This window comes from Pelagihabitans pacificus (genome assembly GCF_009371985.2).
In the GTDB taxonomy this organism is placed as follows: Bacteria; Bacteroidota; Bacteroidia; order Flavobacteriales; family Flavobacteriaceae; genus Pelagihabitans; species Pelagihabitans pacificus.
Genome location: NZ_VIKU02000001.1, coordinates 1,013,999 through 1,037,851, shown reverse-complemented (window position 1 = coordinate 1,037,851; position 23,853 = coordinate 1,013,999). Strand labels below are relative to the sequence as shown.

The window sequence follows — 23,853 nt, the reverse complement described above, 5'->3', positions numbered from 1 at the left end:
CATTTCATGGGCATGCCGGTTTAGTTGATGATAATTTTGTTCTCGATAATGGTGTATTCTATTTGATGTACCTTGTTAAAATAACCCAGTACTTCCTCGATCGTATCGTAGTTTGTCTCGAGCGTAGCGGAAAATGTTTCCTTGGCCAGTTCCTTGTTGCTATTGAAAATTTCAACATTGTAGATGCGTTCCAGCTTTAGGATAATATTCCCAAAGGATTCATTGCGGAAAACGACGCTTCCGTCCATCCAGGAAACATAAGAGGCGGTATTCACTTTTTTAAGGGTGATGCCGCGATTCAATTTGTGATAGCTTCCCTTAAAGCCTGGATCTAAAAGAACGGTATCCGTGGAGTCTTTGGCAGTGGATAATTCCACGACACCCTCGAGCAGCACCACTTCGGTATCGATTTCCTCTGGATAATTGGAAAGATTGAAGGTGGTTCCCAAAACCTCGACCTGTAGTTCCTCGGACACTACTATGAATGGATGTTTTTTGTCATGCGTTACGTCGAAAAAGGCCTCTCCCTCTAAAAAAACAGTTCGGTCGTGGCCCTCCACGAAGGCCACTGGAAATCTCATAGAGCTTCCAGAATTCAGGAATACCTTGGTACCATCGGAAAGCTTTATCGCGAACCGCTTGCCAAAGGGTACTTTGAGCGTATTGAACACCAATTCGTTTTTGGCAGCAGTACTCTTGTAAATGAGGGTATCCCCTTCCTGTACACCGATGAGGTCTCCTTCGGAATCGACCAAACGCGTGTTTTTGTCCTTGCCGACGATTTTCATCTTGCCATCCTGCAACTGGAGCGTAATATCATCGTCTTTGGGAACCACGCTGGGCGATTGGTCGAAAAGCGATTGGCTCAAAAAATAACCCACTCCCATAAATAAAAGGGCCATCGCGGCATACTTCAAAAATGAATTTCTTTTAAGGCGATGGTAAAGGTTTTTTTCCTTTCTGATTTCCTGTAATAATCGCTCTTTGATCTGTTCTTTTTCAGGTTCGTTCATGGCTAGTTCTATCGCAAAATAGGTATTGACATAGTCTTTGAAAACCTCCTCATTTCTTGGTTTTTGAATCCATTTATCAAGGATATCAAGGTCATTGGCATCCGCAGACTTGGTCAAAAATTTAATGATATGATTTTCGATATTCGGTGCCATTGGTGGTTCGGTCTTGTATTAGTTATTACAGAGCCAATTGACAACACCCTAACTTTTTAATTACTTTTTTTTCATATTCCTATTATATTTACGCAATAATTTGAGTATTCATATTGCTAATGGATTATAGGAACAACGAGGTTTTAGTAGCGCATCTACGGAAGGGGGAGGAAAAGGCTTTTATTTTTTTGCTGGATACCTACCACCGAAGGCTCAATGCATATGCCCTCTCGTTGATCGGAGATGGGGCCATGGCGCAAGACATCGTACAGAACGTTTTTCTACGAACGTGGCAGTTTCGGAAAAAGCTCAAAAGCGAGTATCCGATCAGCAGTTTTTTGTACAAATCGGTGTACAACGAGTTCGTGAACAAGTACCAGAAAGATAAATCGATGATGCTACTGCAAAAAAAATATCTGGAATCTTTGGAAGCGGTGGTAGAAGCGACCGACGAATCGGCACTAAATCGAATGATCGCCATCGTAAACCAAGAAATTCAAAATTTGCCTCCCAAATGTAAGCGTGTATTTATGCTAAGTAAAAAAGAAGGACTCACCAATGTCGAAATCTCCGAGCATTTGAACGTCTCTATTAAGACGGTTGAGGCCCAGATTACCAAGGCGTTTCTCATCTTGCGCAGAAAGCTGGGCGATAAATATGAGATGATACTGATGTTTTTGCTTCACGGTCGCAAAATAGCTATGACGGGAAACGGATAAAGCAGGAGTAGATCTTGTAGGAAGCGATGCTCAAAATCTTACGTGGGGGTCTTGTAAAGCAATTTTGAAAGGTTTATTCTTCCCTTTTGAAGCCATAGATAGTCGTTTGCATACTGGCAATTTTCCATGTCCCATCTACTTTCTCCATGAGCCTTGTTTCTCGTTTTAAGCCCCTTAACGAATCTTTTTGTTCATAGGTTACCCATGCTCCATTCCCGTAAAGGCGTACCTCTATATCATCAAGCAATGCTGGAAGCGGTTCCGGTTCGGGATGTTCTTTAAAAAAGTTTTTTACAAAACCGCTGATCTCTTGCCATCCGATGGCCTCGGTAAAACTGCTATCGGCAAAGTTGATGTAGGTCTTGGAGATAGTAGGGTCGTGCACCCATTTTTCCTTCCACCCTTCATAGTCCCTTTGAAATGCGGCTTTCGTTTCATCGTTCAAGGTTTGCAGGATAGCGCTCTTCTCAGCTTCATGGCTTACGGCTATATTTGTGGTTTCCTTCAGCTCTTCTTTATGTACCTCGCGGCAATTTATTGCAAAAAGCAAGGTTGAAAACACTAGCAATGCTACCTTTTTATATGACATACTCGAATTTTTTCAGGTCATTTCCATTGACCGGTTATGGTCTATGGACTAGTTCAATTCAACCTTGTCGAATTAAAACCTATTGTAGAGCGAATATCCAGGGGGCATTACGTCGTTCATTCGTTAACAGGATATAGCTTGGGCTCTGTGATGTGCCGTATGACTCGCTCCCCGCAAAATTAATCTAAATTGGTGTGGACCTATAAATATTCCGGTTTTTCTTTGTTTTCCCCTTCGGTCAACATTTTATCGCTTAGGTTGCCTGAACTGGAGATCACATAATCAAACGATCGGCATCATATTTCGATACCAACGCTTTATTAGTTTTTGGATTTCTTTTTTTTAAGTAATCCGGTTGGAACGAGTTGATTTGGTCTGGAGGCTGCATCAGGAATTCGGCTTCCATGAGCGCGTAAAAATCCGGATACGTTTTGGAATCCACTATTATTCCGATGTAAGAACTATTTACAAAACTCAAATGCATAAAGTGCTGGGCAAAACTCATCTGATCCCTTGAGGGTGTAAACTCCATTTGATCTGCTGGCATAGCCTCGAATACCGCCATGGTGTATTCCTTGGACTTTTTCCACCTTTTTATAAGCGTATCCGGGATGGAACGATCCGTTGGAATTTTGGAAGAAATGAGTGTTAGGGGAGCGAGTCCGATGAGACTTACAAGTAACCTTCGCGTCATGTTGACGCTTTTAAGGATTGCATATGTGATAAATGTATCCATCAAAACTAAAACCGAGAAGAGAAGGTCGGCAAATTGGCCGTAACAAGCTAAAAATCAGACGGGACTAGTGCTTTTTTCGTATCAGGGATTAAGGTGTTATGGTGTTTTGAAGTTCCGGTTTTTTAGTCTTGTTGGTTGAAAAGTTCCTTTTGCTGTATCACATCAACTCTCGAAATTTTACCAAGATCATTGAATGTAAAAATCTCGACAATATCACTACCTTCCACAACCGTTGGATTCAACCACACCTTATCATGCATGATCACCCGATTGTCTATTTCGGCCAAATGTTGGATTTCGTTTCGGACATTGGGGTACCTTTTAAAATGATCCGACCTATTATTAAGTAAGGCCTCGAGACCGTCAATACGGAGTTCAAACTTCTGGTTTTCGTTATACATGTAAACCTTGACATCCTTGGAGAAGTTTTCTACATATAGGTTCGCATCCTTTTGATTAACAGCTATAACTATATTTTTGGCTCTTTCAATTTTTGAGGGTTCTTGGGAACTGGCATAGTGGGTAATCAGGGTTAGTAGTGCCAATGCTATCCATTTTTTCATCTTCATTTTAGATATTTTAAATCAAAACCTAGGTGCCCTTGATTTATGAAACTTCTTATACTTTCAATTCAATTTTAAGTTTTTTAAAATAACATATATCCTCTATTATTTTTTAAACTAAACTATATAATTAATTCAATAATGGTGTTCGCCATATGGGCCATCATTGCTGTCGTAAAAAGGTCAACCTTAATTTTTCAGAATAGTATTAAACGTAAATGCAAATTTGGATTTCAACGAATTCATCGAGTTTTTCCAGGATAGTACTTTCATTAAGAGAAGAATCTATAACGACGGCACTAGTACCGCTGGGGGAGACTACCTATAAAAGGAATTGGAGCAGGGAGCTTTTTTTGAGCTTAGCTTCACCTACGAGAGCCATCTTTTCCAAAGTTGCGTAGCATCACCAGTAGAAAACCTAAGAATTCTGAGCGATAAAGAGCTTTACAATGGAAGCTATCTCCTATACTATGGTCCCGGGTATGGCTATCGTCTGGTAGATTAGCAATCGTATGGAGAAACTTATAGGTCTTTTAGTAAAAACTAAATTTGGCCATTCTTTTTCGCTATTTTTCATTTCGCCGTATCATGGCTTCCAAAAAGTAATAATCGGCATATACAATAGGCACGTCGATTTCATCATTAGCGGGCCAGTTGCCCGTACTATGGTCAAGAATGAACGGTATTTCCAAAGAAGGTTCTAGTACATATTTATCCGATCGCAAGCTTTCCAATACCTTTTCAGAGTATTTCTGGTAGGCCGAATTTTCCGTGTATTTGGACAACTCAAGCAGTGCCGACGCCACGATGGCAGCGGCAGATACATCCCTAGGGGCTTCTGGAATTGCAGGGTCGTTGAAATCCCAATACGGAACGCCATCTTCCGGTAAATTGGGATGGTCGATAAAGAATTGGGCGCTTGCTTCCGCTTGAGCCAAATACGCTGGATCTCGGGTGTATCGATAGCACATGGTAAAGCCATAAATTCCCCAGGCTTGTCCGCGTGCCCATGCAGACTCGGCATTGAATCCCTGATGGGTCACTTTTTCCTTTACGGCCCCTGAAATGGTATCGTATACCACTACATGCACACTACTGTGGTCGTCCCGAAAATGATTTTTGAGGGTTGTATTGGCATGTTGGACAGCTATTTCGTGAAAGGTACTATCCCCTGACATACGGGTAGCTATGAAAAGCAATTCCAGGTTCATCATATTGTCGACGATGACGGGAAATTCCCAGACATCCTTATTAAAATCCCAAGAGCGAAGGCTGCCTACATTTTCGTTAAAGCGGGTCGACAAGGTTTTCGCACTTTGCAAGATGATATCTTTATAAACTTGGTTGTCCTCTACTTTTAATCCCTCACCAAAACTGCAAAAAATCTTAAACCCCATGTCATGGGTGCCGTCATTGAACTTTTCTTTTTCGATGAATGTGGTCCATCTCATGGCCCTATTTTTAAAGTTATCATCGCCAGTAAGCCGGTATAGATGCCATAAGTTCCCTGCGAAGAAACCACTGGTCCAGTCTTTGGAAGGCACACCGCGCACCACGCTAGCGGACTTCGTGTAACTTCTAGGAATTTTGGTGGAATCGAGTGGATACTCCAAAAGTTTCTGGTAGCGTATTTGTAAAACAGAGTCGATTGAAAGGGTTTCCGCTCCTGTCCCGGCTTTTTTTGTTTGATTGCAGGCAATCATAAAAAATGAACATAAGCCCAGGGCAATGACCCAAGTCAATCGGTGGGCTCTATCCCTGACAGATAGGAAAGTACTTTTATCGTTATTCATAACTATGGTATTTGCAACCTTTTATTTCCGATGGATTTAGTTTTTTCCGACCTTTCGGTTCGGTATAAAGGGTCAAATTTCTGGAAATCAAATCGTTGTTGATGATATGTTGATAAGGTCAAACAATGTTACGCATATCGGAATAACTGTGCAAACAGATTTATCCATCACTAAATATTCCCGTTGACACAGTAACCAGGTCGGTACCTTATCAAAAAAATCCATGGAACTAGTGTAATAGCCGAGGAAGTATTATCTTAACCAACAGAGGGAAAAATGGCCCCGAATCTCTGGTCAACCTTATCTTTTAATATCCTAAAATACGTAGTGCCTTTAAAAATGGTTTCTGGATTAGAACAAACATGGCGGTGGTACGGGCCGGATGACCCGGTATCCCTGGCGGATATACGTCAGGCCGGGGCGACCGGGGTGGTATCGGCGTTGCACCATATTCCAAATGGCGACGTATGGCCCGTTTCGGAAATCAAAAAAAGAAAGGAAATCATCGAGACGGCCGGACTCACTTGGTCGGTCGTGGAAAGTGTACCCATTCATGAGGCCATCAAAACCCAGGCCGATGGGTATCGACAATATCTCGAAAATTACAAAGCCACCCTTACCAATTTAGGAGCATGTGGCATCAATATAGTGTGTTACAATTTTATGCCGGTGTTAGACTGGACACGCACCCACCTCGATTATGAGGTAACGGATGGATCTACAGCCTTGCGATTCGAAGCTGTGGCAATGGCGGCCTTTGAGTTGTTCCTGTTAAAACTCCCGGGGGCTGCCGAAGCCTATACGGACCAACAGAAAGAAGCGGCAAAAAATTATTTTGAAGGTTTATCCGATAGCGAAAAACAGCAGCTTGCCGATACTATTATCGCCGGACTTCCAGGAGCTGAAGAAGGCTACTCCCTGGATCGTTTCAATGACATTCTGGCTACTTACGAGGGAATCGGGCGTACCAAGTTGAAAAGGCACTTGTTCGAGTTTTTGGAACAAGTTGTTCCCGCAGCCGAAAAAGCAGGCGTGTTGCTTTGCATCCATCCCGATGATCCGCCGTTTCCGATTTTGGGACTACCCAGGGTGGTAAGCACCGAACAGGACATCATGGACTTGTATTCGGCCGTGGATAGCCCCCATAACGGGCTTACTTTCTGCACGGGTTCCTTTGGGGTAAGACCGGATAATGATTTACCGGGGATGGTAGAACGTTTGGGCCATCGTATCCATTTCATCCATCTCCGTAGTACACAACGGGATTCGGAAGGTAATTTTCATGAGGCCAATCACCTGGAGGGCGATGTGGACATGTACGCAGTGATGAAAGCATTGGTCGCCGAACAAGGGAAACGTAAGAAGGAGGGAAGGGCAGATTTTCGCATGCCGATGCGCCCCGATCACGGGCACAAGATGCTCGATGACCTTCATAAAAAGACCAATCCAGGCTATTCCGCCATCGGCCGTTTGCGAGGCTTGGCCGAACTGAGAGGCCTTGAAATGGGAATCCGTAGAGCGCTGTTTACCTAAGGAACCAAACGCTATCGGAAAATTTAAAATTTATTATCTAACTTCTAATATTTAAAATGGCAACAACTTACGAAACGCGCTATGCTTCAAGCCCCGAAGCCGTAAAAAAATACGACACTACCGAATTGCGTGATGAATTTCTCATCGATAATTTAATGCAAAAGGGAAAAATCAATCTGACCTATACGCACTATGACCGCTATATCGCAGGTTCGGCGGTTCCCGAAGGTCCGTTGAAGTTAGAACCCATCGACCCGTTGAAGGCCGAATTCTTTTTGGAACGCCGCGAACTGGGAATCATCAATGTTGGTGATAGTGGATCGGTAGAAGTCGACGGAACCTCATACGCGTTGAATCGCAAGGATGCCTTGTACGTGGGCAGGGGTGCCAAAGAAATCGTGTTTAAAAGCGACAATGGGAGTACACCGGCCAAATTCTATTTGAATTCGGCTCCTGCGCACACAAGTCACCCCACCAAAAAAGTAGGTTTGGCCGAGGCCAATAAGTTGGAGTTGGGTTCTTTGGAAACCGCCAACCATCGCACGGTAAGCCAAATGATTATTGGAGGAATCGTCACCACTTGTCAATTGCAGATGGGCATGACCGAACTGAAAACGGGAAGCGTTTGGAATACGATGCCCGCACATGTACATGACCGGCGTATGGAAGTATATTTTTATCTGGATGTCCCAGAGGGGCAATCGGTTTGTCATTTTATGGGGCAACCCCAGGAAACACGTCATATCTGGATGCAAAACCATCAAGCGGTTATCTCTCCGCCCTGGTCGATTCATTGTGGGTCCGGTACCTCGAACTATACCTTTATTTGGGGCATGGCCGGTGAAAATTTGGATTACAGTGATATGGATGTCGCCAAAATAACCGACTTGAGATAAAGTATGGCTATGGAACTATTTAGTTTAAAAGGAAAAGTAGCGCTGGTGACGGGTAGCACCCACGGACTGGGAATGGCCATGGCAAAAGGATTGGGAAAAGCCGGTGCCACCATCGTCGTCAACGGGAACTCCTCCCAACAAAAAATAAACGACGCCGTGTTGCATTATGAGCGGGAAGGTATCAAAGCGGTCGGATACAAATTTAATGTGGCAGATGAAGCACAGGTAATCGATGCAGTAAACAAGATTCAGAGTGAAGTAGGCCCCATCGATATCCTTGTCAACAATGCCGGAATTATTAAAAGAACCCCCCTTGAGGAGATGGAAGTGGCCGACTTCAAGGAGGTCATCGACATCGATTTGGTAAGTCCGTTTATCATGTCAAAGCATGTAGTAAAGAGCATGATGGCACGCAAGCAGGGAAAAATTATCAATATCTGCTCTATGATGAGCGAGCTAGGTAGAAATACGGTGGGTGCCTATGCGGCCGCCAAGGGTGGACTCAAGATGTTGACTCGGAATATGGCAACGGAATGGGCCAAATATAACATACAGATCAACGGTATCGGACCTGGTTATTTTGCCACTTCCCAAACCGCCCCCATTCGGGTCGATGGGCATCCGTTCAATGAATTTATCGTGAATCGAACTCCTGCCGCCAAATGGGGGGATCCGGATGATTTGGCAGGGGCTGCGATTTTTTTGGCATCACGGGCCAGTGATTTTGTAAACGGACATATTTTATACGTAGACGGGGGTATCTTGGCAACGATCGGAAAGCCCTCCAACGAAAATTGAAATTTAAATAATCATGCAAGGAGCCAACCTTTTCCTAATGCTCTTCTCCGCAATACTCGTGATATCCTGTGGGGAAGAGACTAAAACCAATAAACAAATCGTGGTAAAAAACACCATGGACGCCAATCGTGCATTTGAAACGGTTTCCGTGGATATCGCATCCCTCGACCTTGATAATACCAATGGCGGAATCGTTCTGAGGGATGCTGCCACCCAGGCCGAGGTAGTGTCTCAAGAAATCGATTCGGATGGTGATGGAAAGATGGACGCTATTTTATTTCAGCCGGAAATCGGACCAAGCACTGAAAAGATATATGAGGTAACGGTTACTGATCAAAAAAAAGAAAAAGACAGTGTCCCAGCTTGCTATTCGAGATTTGTTCCGGAAAGAACCGACGACTATGCTTGGGAAAATAACCGGGTTGCCTTTCGGACCTATGGGCCAACCGCCCAAAAAATGAAGGAGGATGGCATACCGGAGGGTACGTTATCCAGTGGTATCGATGCTTGGTTGAAACGGGTCGATTACCCCATCATCGATAAATGGTACAAAAAAGAATTGGAAACCGATGGCAGTTACCACGAGGATACCGGGGAGGGTCTTGACAATTTTCATGTGGGCATGAGTCGTGGGGTAGGAGGTATCGCTAAAAAAGTGGATACCACTTATCATATTTCAAAAAACTTCGTCTCTTGGAAAACATTGACCAATGGACCAGTGCGAACAAGTTTTGTGCTAACTTATGCCGATTGGGATGCTGCCGGTAAGGTCCTCTCCGAAGAAAAAAAGATTTCATTGGATTATGGAAGCAATCTTTCCAAATTCGAGATTACATTAAAAGGCACCGACACCATTTCCGCCGGACTCACCCTGCACGAAAAGGATGGTGAAATAGGGGTCAACCAGCAAAATGGCTGGATCAGTTATTGGGAACCCCACGAGGATTCGGAATTGGGAACGGCGATTGTAGTGCCGGGAAATAGGATGGTGGGCCATGAGCACTACAGGACCGATAGAAAAGACGAAAGTAACCTGTACGCCCATCTGGGAACAAATGATGGGAAGGCCGTTTATTATGCTGGTTTTGGGTGGAAAAAAAGCGGCCAATTCGTCAATAAGGCCGAATGGGAAGCCTATATCGACCGCTTTGCGGAACGGTTGAAAAATCCTTTGGAGGTAACGGTGAGGTAGTGATGTATAACCAAACGATCAGTTATGAGGGTTAGAAATTTTATACTGTTTATCGTTCTAATGGGTATTGTTAATTCGTGTTCCCGGACCGACGGTGCAAAAACCCTGCGATTGGGACATGGGCTCGATGTAAGCCATCCGGTCCATAAGGCCATGGTGAGAATGGGGGAGGATTTGGAAACACTTTCCAACGGAAAACTACTACTAGAGATTTATCCCAGTCAGCAATTGGGTACCGAACGTCAATGTCTGGAATTATTGCAGATTGGAAGTTTGGATATGACCAAGGTCTCCGTGGGGGTGCTTGAAAATTTTGCTCCAAAAATGAAGGTGCTGGGCCTTCCTTATTTATTTCGAGATAGAGAACACTCCTTTCGTGTGTTGGACGGGCCTATCGGACAGGAATTGCTTGACGAGGGCACGAAATATTGGTTGAAGGGCTTGGGCTATTACGATGCCGGAAGCCGCAGCTTTTATACGAAAGACAAACCTGTAAATAGCCCCGCTGACTTAAAAGGCCAAAAAATAAGGGTGATGGAAAGTGTGACCGCGATGGATATGGTGAGCGGTCTGGGAGGTTCCCCAACCCCTATTTCATGGGGCGAGTTGTACACCGCTTTGCAACAAGGGGTCGTTGACGGGGCAGAGAACAATCCTCCCAGTTTTTATCTATCACGACATTATGAGGTTTGTAAATATTACTCCTTGGACGAACACTCGGTAATCCCCGATGTGCTCTTGGCCGGCACGCATTTATGGGATACGCTCACGGAAGAGGAACAGGGCTGGCTAACGCAAGCGGTCCAAACCTCCGTCGTTTACCAGCGTAAATTGTGGCTCGAGGCAGAAAATGAGGCCTTGGAAGCTGTTAAAAAAGCGGGGGTAGAAGTCATACGCCCTAACAAAAGCCTATTTTCCGAGAAAATCAAGGATTCGTTCGAAAAATACAAGGAAGACAAGGAACTGTACCAGTTGATACGGGAAATACAAGCCACCAAATAATACCACTTAAGTAACCAAGCCATGCAACTACGCCAAACAATCGATAAGCTACTCGCCAATTTTTTGATCATCATCATGTCCGTTATGGTCATCAATGTATTGTGGCAAGTTGCCAGTCGTTATCTATTGGGCGCTCCCAGTTCGTTTACCGATGAACTCGCCCGCTACCTTATGATATGGATCGGTATTTTGGGTGCCGCCTACGTATCGGGTCGCAACATGCATGTAGCGATTGATGTGCTCCCTTCCCGCCTGAATGGGAAAACCCAGAAACGACTCAAGCTAATCGTACGGGTATTGATTATCCTATTTTGCCTAGGTGCCATGGTCATCGGAGGGTCACGATTGGTATATATCACCCATGTATTGGATCAAAACTCCCCGGCACTGCAAGTTCCTTTGTCTTTGGTGTATGTGGTCATTCCGATTAGCGGTATTCTTATCATCTATTATAAATTATCGGACATCTTAGAAAGCTGACCCCATGGAATATATACCAATACTCGTTTTAGTGTTAAGTTTTGTCTGCTTGTTGGCCATAGGAACGCCGGTGGCATGGAGCATCGCTATTTCCTCGTTGTTGACTTTAATGGTAAGCATACCTTTTGTACCGGCCGCTACCACTGTCTCACAACGAATGGGAACCGGGCTCGATAGTTTTGCCCTCTTGGCAATCCCGCTCTTTATACTCTCTGGCGAGTTGATGAATAAGGGAGGTATCGCCCACCGGTTGATTGCCTTTGCGAAAACCTTGGTGGGTGCCTTGCCGGGTGGTTTGGCCTTGATAAATATTATCTCGGCCATGTTGATGGGAGCGATCGCAGGATCAGCAATGGCGGCCGCTTCGGCCATGGGTAGTATTTTAGGTCCTGAAATGGAGAAAGAAGGGTATTCCAAACAATTTGGGGCGGCGGTGAACATCACTGCGGCGACTACCGGATTGGTAATTCCGCCCAGCAACGTGTTGATCGTATATTCCCTCGCCAGTGGTGGCGCCTCAATCGCGGCCTTGTTTTTGGCGGGATATATTCCAGGAATCCTTACCGGTTTGTTCCTTATGATCGTTGCCTCCATATGGGCCAAGAAAAAGGGGTACAAGGTCGGGAAACGAAGTAGCTTAAAGGAAATTTTTAAAACCTTTATCGATGCCCTACCCAGTTTGTTCATGCTGGTCGTTGTTATCGGCGGCATAGTAACAGGAATCTTCACGGCTACCGAGGCTTCCGCCATTGCAGTACTCTACAGTTTGTTACTGGGGCTTTTTTACCGGGAAATTTCTTTCCCAAAGCTACCTCAAATTTTGTTGGATTCCACGGCCACTACGGCCATTGTGATGCTTTTGATAGGGGCATCCATGAGCATGTCATGGGCCATGAGTTACGAAAACATTCCACAGGAAATCAGTACAGGCTTATTGGCCCTGAGCGATAATCCCATCATCATCCTTTTGATAATCAATTTGCTCCTGCTGTTTGTAGGGGTTTTTATGGACATGACCCCGGCCGTGCTTATCTTCACCCCGATTTTTCTCCCGGTGGTTACCAAGCTCGGCCTAGATCCCGTACACTTCGGAATCATTATGGTACTCAATTTGTGTATCGGCCTGTGTACACCGCCCGTAGGTTCGGTCTTGTTCGTTGGGGTGGGGATTGCCAAAACCACCATTGAAAAGGTGGTGCGGCCTTTGCTCCCGCTCTTTATAGCGATGATCTTCGCACTCTTTTTGGTCACCTATTTCCCCGAACTAAGCCTGTGGCTGCCCCGGCAGTTTGGGTTTTGATGGATTGAGATTTGAATTTTAGACCGTAGGAAAATAGAGAAGCTTACAGCAAATGTTTTTATTTAATAGTTATTTCCCTCAGCTTCTTAAAAAAGGCTCTTTTCCTTTCTGAATTAATACCCCAATCAACGGGAACACTTTGGAAGCCAGATTCAAATCCTTCATCTTTCATTCTATAGTCAAAGAGACCCCAGGATGCATATGCTTTAACTGCAGTGACAAAATTGCACGAGTCGGACTCGAAACCGTAGTGATCGTCTTCATTAAAAACTAGAGGTTTTGCCGTGTACCCAACAACATTCCTGGTGGCTTCGATTAATCCGGTAATTTGTGACGGCTCATCCACGTCATTACCGTGTAGTAAAATAAAATCTGCGGCGGTTACAACAGATGGTTCAGGAACATAACCACCCCCATAACTGGTACTAACAAGCAGATTGTATCCGTCCTTTTTTGTATGCTGAACTCTTCTGATCAGCTCATGAACTCGTTTGGGTTGTAGTATTTCATGATCATACTTAACATTGCATTCATTGTTTATCTCAATCAAGATGTTCTTGTACCCTTTGTTTAGTATCCAATTGGTAATATTGTCCGTTGAATTGATTACTGCCTGCTCATTTTCTAAATGCTGATCCTGACCAAAATAAAAATATCCTAGAATTACAACCATTTGCAGCTCGTCAGCTTTGTCCAGTATACGTTCGAGTCTCCCCATATAATCCGACCTCAATTCACCTTTCTCATCAAAAGCCGAGTTGATCCAATCTTTATTTCCATATCCCAAGGGACTCCCTCCTTGAAGATTAAGGGTAAAAGAAAGTAGGCCATGCTTATGCCATTCTTCCATATTGGAAACAAATTCATTCGTATTTCTGTCCGCATCCCAAAGTTTGGTGTCGGGGTAGGCAAATTGAGCCCGCGTATCGGGATTTAAATCATCAAAGATTCCTTGAACCATTCTGGAATTGAAAAGAAGACCTTCAATCTTATTGCCCTTCCAATATCTTTCTTTATAGGTGAGCTCTCCATTAATTAAAAACTGATTCCCGGATATGGTTACGATCGTTTTTCGTTCATCGTTCGAGCATGAAATAAATGCAAAGAACAGAACAGGTACCAATAATTTGATTTTCATAGTTTCCAATCTAAATCTATGCCAATGCAGCACTATGTGCACTCCGCGCGATGTTTATGGAAAGATAGCGAAAATCCCGATAGGGTTTTCAGCGGTATTGGGAATAAAATCGTGCGGTCCATCCGAGCGTAGCGAACACATGAATTCCTTTAAAAAAATAATATGACATGAATAAATTGCATACCCGCCTGCCGGTCGGGCAGGTAGGGTCCTGATGTGTTCTTGCCTCCGACGAGCAGAGGGAGAGGAAGGCACCCAGGCCGTCGCGGCGTTGTCGGCCGGTAGACCTAGCGCCTACTGCGACTGCAACACCATCACGTAAATAAGTCTGTATTTGTGATGGTACTTGCCAAGATAGTATTTATTTCGTATCTCCTACAAATAGGGGCATACGAAAAAATTCTTAGTCATGCATTTTATATATCATTGTTTGTGTTCCCATAGCGACTGATATATAAAATACCTGCTTCGTTATACAAGATGCCCGTCTCTTTTAGAAGGAAGACATGACTAATGCCCAGCTCAAAATAGACCGAACAGACATAGTGTATGGCTTTGCCCTACGAAACACGTTTAATTGGGTCATTACGGCGGTGGGTACTATAATCCAAAATACCCCTTCGCATTGTGGTAACAGATATCCCCAACGATTTTCCCCAACCATTTTTCATCTGCCGGGAGTTCCCCGTTTTCCACATCAGTGCCGATAAGGTTGCAAAGAATCCGCCGAAAGTACTCGTGTCGGGGGAAGGAAAGAAAACTACGGGAGTCGGTGAGCATGCCCACAAAACAACTAAGCAATCCCATATTGGAAAGGGTGTTCAATTGCTTTTCCATGCCGTCTTTTTGATCTAAAAACCACCAAGCAGATCCGTATTGCACCTTTCCCTTGATGCTGCCGTCGTTGAAGTTGCCGGCCATGGTCGCAAAGACCTCATCGTCAGCCGGATTCAAATTATAGAGTACGGTCTTCGCCAGTTGGTTGGTGCTGTCGAGGTCGTTTAGAAAACGGCTCAGCGCCTTGGCCTGTGAAAAATCGCCCATGGAGTCAAAACCGGTGTCCGGCCCCAAAATGCCCAATAGGCGTTTGTTGTTATTTCGAAGTGCCCCGAGGTGAAACTGTTGTGTCCACCCCTTTGCATGGTAGGCACGACAGAGAAAAACAAGGGTGTTGGCCTTAAAGTAGGCTACCTCATCGGGCGTCAATTCCCGGCCTTCTTGCACCTGTTGGAACAGCTTTTCGCAATCGTACCGTTTTTCGTCAAAATAATAAAGCTGTTCCAGGCCATGGTCGGCCAGTCGGCCGCCCTGTTCGTGGAAATAGTCGATGCGGTTTTCCAGTGCCTGCAACAAATCGGCGTAGGTGGCAATAGTACTGTTTACCGCGGTTTCCAGCTTTTGAAGGTAGGCCTTGTAGGCAGTCGCATCCTCTACCGCAAAAGCCTTATCGGGACGAAAGGTGGGGTAGACCTTGGGAGTGCCTTTTTGTGTCCGAATACGTGTATGGTGTTCCAAGCTATCGGTCGGGTCATCGGTGGTACAGAGGTATTCCACTTTATGCTGGTGCAACAGCCCCACGGTGTGGTGCGAGGCCTCCTGCAGTCGGTTGGAGGTGGTTTCATATACCGCCTCGGCATTGGTCGCCGATAATAGGCTGTCAATGCCAAAATACCGATGCAGCTCCAGATGGGTCCAATGGTAGAGCGGGTTGCGAACGGTGTAAGGCACCGTTTCGGCCCATTTTAAAAACTTTTCCTTGTCCGTCGCGGCACCCGTAATATAGTGTTCATCAATGCCCAGGGCCCGCATGGCCCGCCATTTGTAATGGTCGCCCGCCAACCAGACCTGGCTGATATTTTCAAAGACCCGATTTTGTGCAATCTCGGCCGGGGGCAAGTGGTTGTGGTAATCGATGATGGGCAGGTCTTTGGCATGGTCGTGGTACAGCCGTTTCGCAAACGCGTTTTGCAATAAAAAATCGTCCGTGATAAAAGTCTTCATCCCTATTCTTTTACGAGCGTAACGTTTGTATCAAGGCCAAGGTGTCGCGTACCAGTTGCTCCAACTTGTCAAAATCTTGCTGGGCCAACAACTCCTTGCTGATCAGTTTGGAACCCATGCCCACACAGGTAACCCCGGCATCGAACCAAGCCCGAAGATTCGCCTCTTCGGTGCTTACACCACCGGTTGGCATGATACTGGTCCACGGTTGGGGTCCACGGATGGCTTTTACAAATCCCGGTCCGTAGGTAGCACCCGGAAAAAGTTTGATGATTTCACAGCCGAGTTCCTCGGCCCTATTGATTTCCGTCAGCGAACCACAGCCTGGGGACCAAAGTACCTTTCTGCGGTTGCAAACAATGGCAATATCTTCCCGAAGCGAGGGGGTCACCACAAAATTGGCGCCCATTTGTAGAAAAAGACTGGCAGCGGCGGCATCGGTAATCGAACCCACGCCCAAAATCATTCCAGGGAGCTCATTGATCGCGTATTTATTCAATTCGGAAAAAGCCTCAAAGGCAAAATCGCCTCTGGCGGTAAATTCCAATAAGCGGGCACCTCCTTGATAACAGGCGTTCAATACTTTTTTTCCCAGATCGATGTCTGGATGGTAGAATAAGGGAACCATCCCGGTTTCCCTCATGACCGTTGCGACTTCAATTCTTGAATATTGTGCCATCTAAATTGGTTTATGTTCAACCCGCCAAGGCAGGAACCTACTAAAAGCGTTTACATAATCCCCAAATGTATGGAATCTTCCATGGAGTATGTTTACGAGCTTATCGAGCTACCCTACCCGAGGCATCGCCGCCCATTAATTTTTCTACTTCCGAGACGGTTACCAGATTGGCATCGCCCTTTATGGTGTGTTTTAAACAGGAAGCGGCTACTGCAAAGTTCAGGGCATTTTGATCATCATCGGGATATTGAAGGAGCCCGTATATCAATCCGCCCATAAAGGAATCACCGCCCCCCACGCGATCTACAATATCGGTAATCTGATATTGGGGTGATTCATACATCGTTTTACCGTCGTACAAGACGCCTGCCCAAGTGTTATGGGACGCCGAGATAGATCCCCTTAAGGTGGTGATCACTTTTTTGGCACGCGGAAACTTCTTCATCATTTGTTGGCATACCGATAAAAAGGCTTCGGCCTTTACGTGTTCGCCTTGGGTGGTAATGTCCAACCCCTCAGGCTTGATGCCAAAATGCTTTTCCGCATCCTCTTCATTGCCCAGGATAATATCGCAATAGGAAGTGAGTTCGGTCATGATGGCTTCCCGATCACCATCGTAATTCCAAAGTTTAGCCCGGTAGTTAAGGTCCGTTGAAATGGTAACCCCCGTATTGCTGGCGACTTTCACGGCCTCCAAACAAGCATCGGCGGCTCCTTGGGAAATGGCGGGTGTGATGCCTGTCCAATGAAACCACTCCACCCCCTTAAAAACCGTTTCCCAGTCAATCATCCCTTCTTTTATTTCGGCAATGGCAGAGTGTGCCCGATCATATACTACCTTACTCCCGCGACTCACGGCTCCCGTTTCCAAAAAGTAGATGCCCAAACGGTTCCCCCCATAAATAATATGGTGGGTGCCTACGTTTCGTTTTCGGAGTTCCATCAAGGCACATTCCCCAATATCATTTTTGGGCAGGCGTGTCACGAACTCAACCGGCACCCCATAATTTGCCAACGAAACGGCTACGTTCGATTCCCCCCCTCCATAGACAACATCAAAACTAGTGGTTTGTGAAAACCTTAGAAAACCGGGAGGGGACAAGCGTAGCATAATTTCACCGAACGTAACGACTTTTTTCATAAATGGTATTCAAGATATTAGACGAGTTCAAAGCTACTAATTTTTGGTATGAGAATCGTTCATATTGGGTGCTCAGTCGTACAATACCGCATCCTATGGGAAATGCCGGACATCGTTTGCCTCCTGCGCGGGACGAAGCTGAGCTACTTTTGTATTTGACCTGTCCGGACGTAGTAGATACGAGCAATTCATTCACGCTGCTCCGTTTCATCCGACGCGGGTGGGTCCTTGGGCCCGCTCTGTAACTGATCCCATTACTGCTGCGACCGGGCCTCTGTCATCAACAAGGGTTCAATAATGGTATCGGCGTAGATCTTTGGATCCATTTTGGCTACGAGGTACGAATGCTGCTTATCAGGTTGGGATTGCCATCGGTTGGTCCCATCTTCTTCGAGCTGGTTGTATCCCTCCGAAACCACATCAAAATAATCCTTTGCTCCTGTGACAGCCATTTGTACGGTGATAATATCCCAGATAGACCATGGAGCGATGGTGTCTGAGGAGGCTAGACCTGTCCACTTTGGTGGATTGCGAAAGAAGTAACCATAACCCGCTTTCAGGATGTGCCCATCGGGCCATTCGTTGATTCGGGTTCCGGTACTGTACCCAAATTGGGAGCCACCGATTTCCCCGCCGTTGAATATGATAGGTCTCGGACAGTGTTCGATAACATATTTGCTCACTCCTGGACCACCATGTTTAAAATTGGCTTCCTTTTCCAATCCCTCGGTGTAGATGCCGCCCATGATAAAAAAGCGGTCGACCTTTTTGGAAACGAGCTCCACACCGTCTAAGGATGAAAACCGGTCCGGCTGTGACTTGAACAGCTTGTAAAGGTTATTCATCCGCCCTGTTACCACAATAGTGGTACTGTGGTCTTCAGCTTGGGATAGCAGTTGGCGATACAGTTCCGTGGCCTTCATAGAGGTGGCATGCGTTTGATCGCTTTGATAATTTTCACCAAGGTACCAGGTATATTCCTCCTTGGCAAACACTTCACCTTCGTGAGCCCCGATTGGAATATCAGGTCTTCCAAAATAGGTATTCACGGCATCGATACCGGTAACATGATGCTGCATCGACCAGGAAGACATAATGGCTTCGATAGTACATTGACCCTGATCTGCATACACGTGTAGGGCGTACAGGGCACCCAGATCATCGATATCCCCGCCGATATCGGTATCAAAGATAATTTTAGGAATGTTTTCGGGTTGCGATTGTCCCAGTACGGGAGTCGCACTAAGTAAAAGGAGATAGAGGATTCTCACATGAATTTATTTTGGCAATGCTTTTATAATAATAGGTCTAAGGTTTTTTTCAAAGAGTTTGGAATCAATAGCTGGGTACTTTAAAGGTACGTAAAACCACGGTAAAAAGGAACTACAAAAAGCCCTTCCTCCCCTAATATTCGATACTTTATAGCTTTTAATATATCTTTGCCTCACGAACCAGCCCATGAAAAAAAAACAAGTATCCCTCAAAGATATTGCGAAAGAGGTAGGGGTTTCGATAGCGACCGTTTCTTATGTACTTTCCAAAGGAAAAGATAGCCGGGTCAGTGATGCCATGTCCGAAAAAATTCGGGAAGTGGCAAAAAGACTCAATTATCAGCCGAACATCATCGCCCAAAGTCTCAAAAGTGGCACCACGAACACCATTGGGCTAATCCTGGCCGATATATCGAATCCTTTCTTTGCCAATTTGGCCCGGGTCATCGAAGATGAAGCAGCCAAGTACAACTACACAGTAATTTTCGGAAGCTCGGATGAAAAAGCTACCAAGTCAAAACAGCTCATCGATTTTTTGTCGAGTCGGCAAGTGGATGGTTTTATCATCGCTCCCTCAGAGGGTTCCGAAGACCAGATACATGCCTTACAACAGCAGGGTATTCCAGTAGTTCTAATCGATCGGTTCTTTCCAAATATTTCAACCGATTATGTAATCATAGACAACTATGAATCATCGTATCGGGTGGTAGCGGAATTGATACGTTCAGGCCATCGTAGAATAGGAATGTTGGCCTACACTGACGGACTGTATCATATGCAGGAACGAATCCGGGGTTATCAAACCGTTTTGAGCGATAATCAACTCGTTGAAGCACCGGAGTGGTTGGGAAAGATTTCTTATACCAATGGAAAAAAGGAAATTGAGGCGGCCATTGACAGTATGCTTGCAGGTGACAAACCTATCGATTCTATTTTTTTCGCCACCAATACCTTGGCCATACATGGACTTAAATATTTAGGAAAGCTCAATAAGAAAGTACCCGATGACATCGCGGTGGTGAGTTTCGATGAGGGTGAGGCCTTCGATTTTTATTACTGTCCGTTGACCCACGTTAGGCAACCTTTGGAGGAGATGGGCAAGGCAGCCGTACAATCCTTATCGAACCGCATCAAGAATCCAAAAATTCCACAGCAAGCCATCTGTTTATCTGCTGAGGTAGTGGTGCGTAAATCTTCCTCCACCACGACCTCCAAATAGCAAGACACCGCCATACCTTTATGGTATTCATTTTGAATGCATTGATTTTTTTGTTTAAACGATTAAGCATATCTTTGGTAAAAGGGCAAAAGGGATTCCGTTGCTACGTTTGGTAGTCGTATGGTTCTCACAAAAAGACAAACCCTTACAACCAAACTTTCTAATTCTATTATCAAACTAACCAGTAGCTATGTATCCTAAAATTGGAATTCGTCCGATTATCGATGGCCGATTGGGCGGTGTACGTGAATCACTCGAAGAAACCACCATGAGTATGGCGCGCAATGTGGCGCGTTTTTATACCGAAAATCTTAAATATCCCGATGGGTCGGCCGTACAATGTGTGATTGCCGACAGCTGTATCGGTGGAGTCAAGGAAGCAGCCGACTGTGCAACCAAGTTTCAATCGGAAAACGTGGGGGTATCCCTTTCGGTCACCCCCTGTTGGTGTTATGGTACCGAAACCATGGATATGGATGCCGCCATCCCAAAAGCCATTTGGGGCTTTAACGGCACGGAACGTCCGGGAGCGGTTTATTTGGCAGCTACCCTGGCAGGACACAATCAAAAAGGGCTTCCCTCTTTCGGAATTTACGGTAGGGACGTTCAAGATTTGGGTGATGAGGCAATTCCCGAGGATGTACGCGAAAAACTCTTGAGTTTTGCCAAAGCAGGCTTGGCCGTTGCCATCATGAAAGGCAAATCGTACCTCGCCATCGGTACCGTTTCCATGGGAATTGCCGGATCGGAGATTCAATCCGATTTCTTTCAATCCTATTTAGGAATGCGGAACGAATATGTAGATTCCACGGAAGTAATGCGTAGGATCGAACAAAAAATCTATGACCAAGAAGAATATGTAAAGGCCTTGCAATGGACCAAAGACCATTGTCAGGAAGGGGAAGATTTTAACGAAGCCGCCAAACAGCGTTCGCGTGAGCAGAAAGACAAAGACTGGGAATTTGTCGTTAAAATGACCCTGATTATCCGGGATTTGATGGAGGGCAACCCCAAACTGGCCGAAATGGGCCATGGGGAGGAGTCGTTGGGACATAACGCCCTGGTCTCAGGATTTCAAGGGCAACGACAGTGGACCGACTTTCTCCCCAACGGGGATTTTTCGGAGGCAATTCTTAATTCTTCCTTTGACTGGAATGGCATTCGCAGACCGTTTATGGTTGCGACCGAAAACGATTCACTGAACGGTATTTCCATGTTGTTCAATTATTTATTGACCAATACCGCGCAGATATTTGCCGACGTTCGTACCTACTGGAGTGCGGATGCGGTGGAACGCGTCGCTGGTTGGAGGCCCAGTGGCCAGGCAAAAAATGGTTTTATTCATTTGATCAATTCCGGTTCCGCAACCTTGGATGGCTCAGGACAGCAACGCGAAAACGGCAGTCCTGCCATGAAACCCTTTTGGGAAATCACCGAAGCCGAAAAACAGGCTTGCCTGGATGCGACGACCTGGTACCCTGCAGATTTGGGCTATTTTAGGGGAGGGGGGTACTCCTCCAATTTCTTGACCCAGGGAGGTATGCCCCTGACCATGTGCCGGATCAATCTGGTCAAAGGTTTGGGACCTGTACTACAGATAGCCGAAGGATGGAGTATTGACCTGCCCGAAAAAGTGCATCACACCTTGGATGTGCGTACCAACAGAACATGGCCAACCACTTGGTTCGTACCCAATTTGACGGGGAGCGGAGCCTTCACCGATGTCTATTCCGTCATGAATAATTGGGGTGCCAATCACGGTGCCATCAGCTATGGCCATATCGGAAAAGATTTGATAACCCTCGCTTCGATGTTGCGCATTCCGGTCTGTATGCACAACGTACCGGACGAGAACGTATTTCGGCCAGCGGCCTGGAACGCCTTTGGAATGGATAAGGAAGGGCAGGATTACAGGGCCTGCGACACCTACGGACCTTTGTACTAACCAGTTCAAGTTACTGCACCATGGCATCACCGGAAAATTATGTGATCGGCGTCGATTTTGGTACCGCTTCCGTGCGGGCCATTGTCGTTGACGCAGCCAATGGGGAGCAAAAAGCATCCGCGGTCACTACGTACGAACGTTTCGGCCAAGGGCGCTATTGTGATGCCGCCAACAATCAATTCAGACAGCATCCACTGGATTATTTAGAGGGCCTGGAACAATCGGTGACGGAGGTCTTGAACGACTGTGACACAGCGGTGCGGAAGAACATCAGGGCCATTTCGGTCGATACTACGGGCTCGACTCCGGTAGCGGTCGATGAAAAGGGAATGCCGCTGGCGCTGCATCCTGAATTTAAGGACAATCCCAATGCGATGTTTTTCCTTTGGAAGGACCATACGGCCTTGAAAGAAGCCGAGGAAATCAACCAACATGCCAAAAAACAAAAAACGGACTATTTAAAATATGTCGGAGGGATTTATTCCTCCGAGTGGTTCTGGGCCAAATTGTTGCATATGCTGCGGAACGATGCAAAAGTACGTAAGGCAGCCCACTCCTGGGTGGAGCATTGCGACTGGATTCCTTTCTTATTGACGGGGGGAAGTAGTGCCAAAGAAATAAAACGCGGTGTATGTGCAGCGGGCCATAAGGCAATCTGGTCCCGGGAATGGGGCGGGTTCCCGCCCGATCATTTTTTCACCGGCTTGGACCCCCTGCTCGAGGGTTGGGCCGACCGTTTGCCCAGTAAAACCTTTACAGCGGACGAATGTGCTGGTAATTTATGTGCCGAATGGGCCGAAAAATGGGCCTTGAATACGGATGTGAAGATTGGTATAGGAGCCATGGATGCCCACATGGGAGCCGTAGGCGGACAAATAGCCCCCTCCTATCTGAGTAAGGTGATGGGGACCTCAACTTGTGATATGCTGACAATGCCCCCTGAGGAGGTCGGGGAGACCTTGATTGATGGTATTTGCGGACAAGTGAACGGTTCCGTAATTCCTGGAATGATCGGGATGGAAGCGGGTCAATCGGCTTTTGGCGATGTGTATGACTGGTTCAAGCAAGTGTTGGCGTGGCCGCTTCAAAACTATCGGTCGAGCCAAAAGGGCGCAGCATCCCAAGTGGAGCTCTTGCAGGAAATCGAGGATGGTATCCTGAAAGGATTGAATACAGCGGCAGCGGCGATTCAGCCTAATACTGACACCGAACTGGCACTCGATTGGCTCAACGGTAGAAGAACACCCGATGCCGACCAGACGTTAAAAGCGGCCGTAACGGATTTAAGTCTGGGTTCCGATGCGCCAAGAATTTTCAGGGCGTTGGCCGAGGCCACCTGTTTTGGCGCCAAAAAAATCGTGGAACGCTTCCAGGAACGAGGAGTAACCATTAAGGGAATCATCGGGGTGGGAGGGGTCGCGAAAAAGTCGCCTTTCATCATGCAATTGATGGCCGATGTGCTTGAAATGCCCATACGGGTACACCGATCTGAGCAAACCTGTGCCTACGGGGCGGCGATGTTCGCTGCGACCGTAGCCGGCATTTACCCTAGGGTAGAAACCGCCATGCAGCATATGGGCCAGGGATTTGAAATCGAATACCTTCCAAATACGGAAATGTCTGTGCTCTATCGCGAACGGTATGCCCGATATAAAAAATTATGTGCGTTCATTGAATCGGATACAAAATAAA

At 46.0% G+C, this 23,853-nt stretch carries 21 protein-coding genes; 11 read left to right on the top strand and 10 right to left on the bottom strand.

Annotated elements, in window-relative coordinates; translation table 11 throughout:
- Nucleotides 1-20 precede the first annotated feature (20 nt).
- Nucleotides 21-1,166 (bottom strand): FecR family protein, encoded by a 1,146-nt coding sequence (locus tag FK220_RS04595; protein WP_152573088.1) that lies wholly within the window; start codon nucleotides 1,164-1,166, stop codon nucleotides 21-23.
- Between the two features lie 119 nt (nucleotides 1,167-1,285).
- Here FK220_RS04595 and FK220_RS04590 point away from each other — a divergent pair, with 119 nt between their 5' ends.
- Nucleotides 1,286-1,885, top strand: coding sequence for an RNA polymerase sigma factor (locus tag FK220_RS04590; protein WP_152573087.1), 600 nt, complete (start codon nucleotides 1,286-1,288; stop codon nucleotides 1,883-1,885).
- Nucleotides 1,886-1,958: 73 nt separating this feature from the next.
- Here FK220_RS04590 and FK220_RS04585 read toward each other — a convergent pair whose 3' ends face one another.
- From FK220_RS04585 to FK220_RS04570, 4 genes are all read right to left on the bottom strand, one after another.
- The gene (locus tag FK220_RS04585; protein WP_152573086.1) at nucleotides 1,959-2,474 is read right to left on the bottom strand and encodes a nuclear transport factor 2 family protein; all 516 of its coding nucleotides are present in this window, start codon (nucleotides 2,472-2,474) and stop codon (nucleotides 1,959-1,961) included.
- A gap of 274 nt (nucleotides 2,475-2,748) precedes the next feature.
- The gene (locus FK220_RS04580; protein WP_152573085.1) at nucleotides 2,749-3,168 is read right to left on the bottom strand and encodes a DinB family protein; all 420 of its coding nucleotides are present in this window, start codon (nucleotides 3,166-3,168) and stop codon (nucleotides 2,749-2,751) included.
- Nucleotides 3,169-3,332: 164 nt separating this feature from the next.
- Complete coding sequence (locus FK220_RS04575) at nucleotides 3,333-3,779, bottom strand: nuclear transport factor 2 family protein (RefSeq protein ID WP_152573084.1); 447 nt, start codon at nucleotides 3,777-3,779, stop codon at nucleotides 3,333-3,335.
- 560 nt (nucleotides 3,780-4,339) lie between these two features.
- Nucleotides 4,340-5,566, bottom strand: coding sequence for a glycoside hydrolase family 88 protein (locus tag FK220_RS04570; RefSeq protein ID WP_238718893.1), 1,227 nt, complete (start codon nucleotides 5,564-5,566; stop codon nucleotides 4,340-4,342).
- Between the two features lie 339 nt (nucleotides 5,567-5,905).
- On the opposite strand from FK220_RS04570, the gene uxuA reads away from it, so the two are divergent.
- From uxuA to FK220_RS04535, 7 genes are read left to right on the top strand one after another with little or no spacing between them, the layout of a single operon-like run.
- A complete protein-coding gene (uxuA, locus tag FK220_RS04565; RefSeq protein WP_152573083.1) occupies nucleotides 5,906-7,099 on the top strand; it encodes a mannonate dehydratase in 1,194 nt (397 codons plus the stop codon).
- A gap of 56 nt (nucleotides 7,100-7,155) precedes the next feature.
- A complete protein-coding gene (kduI, locus tag FK220_RS04560) occupies nucleotides 7,156-7,995 on the top strand; it encodes a 5-dehydro-4-deoxy-D-glucuronate isomerase (RefSeq protein ID WP_152573082.1) in 840 nt (279 codons plus the stop codon).
- 9 nt (nucleotides 7,996-8,004) lie between these two features.
- Nucleotides 8,005-8,793 carry a gluconate 5-dehydrogenase gene (locus FK220_RS04555; protein ID WP_394352407.1) on the top strand — a complete coding sequence of 263 codons (789 nt, stop codon included), beginning with the start codon at nucleotides 8,005-8,007 and terminating at the stop codon, nucleotides 8,791-8,793.
- A 13-nt stretch (nucleotides 8,794-8,806) separates the two neighbouring features.
- Nucleotides 8,807-9,985, top strand: a complete 1,179-nt coding sequence (locus FK220_RS04550) for a DUF4861 family protein (RefSeq protein ID WP_152573080.1) — start codon at nucleotides 8,807-8,809, stop codon at nucleotides 9,983-9,985.
- A 24-nt stretch (nucleotides 9,986-10,009) separates the two neighbouring features.
- On the top strand, nucleotides 10,010-10,987 hold the full coding sequence (locus FK220_RS04545) for a TRAP transporter substrate-binding protein (RefSeq protein WP_152573079.1): 978 nt from the start codon (nucleotides 10,010-10,012) through the stop codon (nucleotides 10,985-10,987).
- A 21-nt stretch (nucleotides 10,988-11,008) separates the two neighbouring features.
- Entirely contained in the window at nucleotides 11,009-11,467 is a 459-nt protein-coding gene (locus FK220_RS04540; protein WP_152573078.1) for a TRAP transporter small permease, read from the top strand.
- A 4-nt stretch (nucleotides 11,468-11,471) separates the two neighbouring features.
- Nucleotides 11,472-12,767: a TRAP transporter large permease gene (locus FK220_RS04535; protein ID WP_152573077.1), complete on the top strand. Its 1,296-nt coding sequence runs from the start codon at nucleotides 11,472-11,474 to the stop codon at nucleotides 12,765-12,767.
- 58 nt (nucleotides 12,768-12,825) lie between these two features.
- On the opposite strand, the gene FK220_RS04530 is transcribed toward FK220_RS04535, so the two are convergent.
- The 5 genes from FK220_RS04530 to FK220_RS04510 form a co-directional block, all read right to left on the bottom strand.
- Nucleotides 12,826-13,905, bottom strand: a complete 1,080-nt coding sequence (locus tag FK220_RS04530; RefSeq protein WP_152573076.1) for a hypothetical protein — start codon at nucleotides 13,903-13,905, stop codon at nucleotides 12,826-12,828.
- 600 nt (nucleotides 13,906-14,505) lie between these two features.
- Nucleotides 14,506-15,906, bottom strand: coding sequence for a glucuronate isomerase (gene uxaC / locus FK220_RS04525; protein WP_152573075.1), 1,401 nt, complete (start codon nucleotides 15,904-15,906; stop codon nucleotides 14,506-14,508).
- 10 nt (nucleotides 15,907-15,916) lie between these two features.
- The gene (locus FK220_RS04520) at nucleotides 15,917-16,585 is read right to left on the bottom strand and encodes a bifunctional 4-hydroxy-2-oxoglutarate aldolase/2-dehydro-3-deoxy-phosphogluconate aldolase (protein ID WP_152573074.1); all 669 of its coding nucleotides are present in this window, start codon (nucleotides 16,583-16,585) and stop codon (nucleotides 15,917-15,919) included.
- A 100-nt stretch (nucleotides 16,586-16,685) separates the two neighbouring features.
- Entirely contained in the window at nucleotides 16,686-17,726 is a 1,041-nt protein-coding gene (locus tag FK220_RS04515; RefSeq protein WP_152573073.1) for a sugar kinase, read from the bottom strand.
- Nucleotides 17,727-17,980: 254 nt separating this feature from the next.
- The gene (locus tag FK220_RS04510) at nucleotides 17,981-18,997 is read right to left on the bottom strand and encodes a nucleoside hydrolase (protein WP_166204763.1); all 1,017 of its coding nucleotides are present in this window, start codon (nucleotides 18,995-18,997) and stop codon (nucleotides 17,981-17,983) included.
- 187 nt (nucleotides 18,998-19,184) lie between these two features.
- On the opposite strand from FK220_RS04510, the gene FK220_RS04505 reads away from it, so the two are divergent.
- The 3 genes from FK220_RS04505 (at nucleotide 19,185) to FK220_RS04495 (ending at nucleotide 23,852) form a co-directional block, all read left to right on the top strand.
- Nucleotides 19,185-20,216: a LacI family DNA-binding transcriptional regulator gene (locus FK220_RS04505; protein ID WP_152573071.1), complete on the top strand. Its 1,032-nt coding sequence runs from the start codon at nucleotides 19,185-19,187 to the stop codon at nucleotides 20,214-20,216.
- Between the two features lie 190 nt (nucleotides 20,217-20,406).
- The gene (locus FK220_RS04500) at nucleotides 20,407-22,161 is read left to right on the top strand and encodes an L-fucose isomerase (RefSeq protein WP_152573070.1); all 1,755 of its coding nucleotides are present in this window, start codon (nucleotides 20,407-20,409) and stop codon (nucleotides 22,159-22,161) included.
- 20 nt (nucleotides 22,162-22,181) lie between these two features.
- On the top strand, nucleotides 22,182-23,852 hold the full coding sequence (locus tag FK220_RS04495) for a ribulokinase (RefSeq protein WP_152573069.1): 1,671 nt from the start codon (nucleotides 22,182-22,184) through the stop codon (nucleotides 23,850-23,852).
- The last annotated feature ends 1 nt before the right edge of the window (nucleotide 23,853 follow it).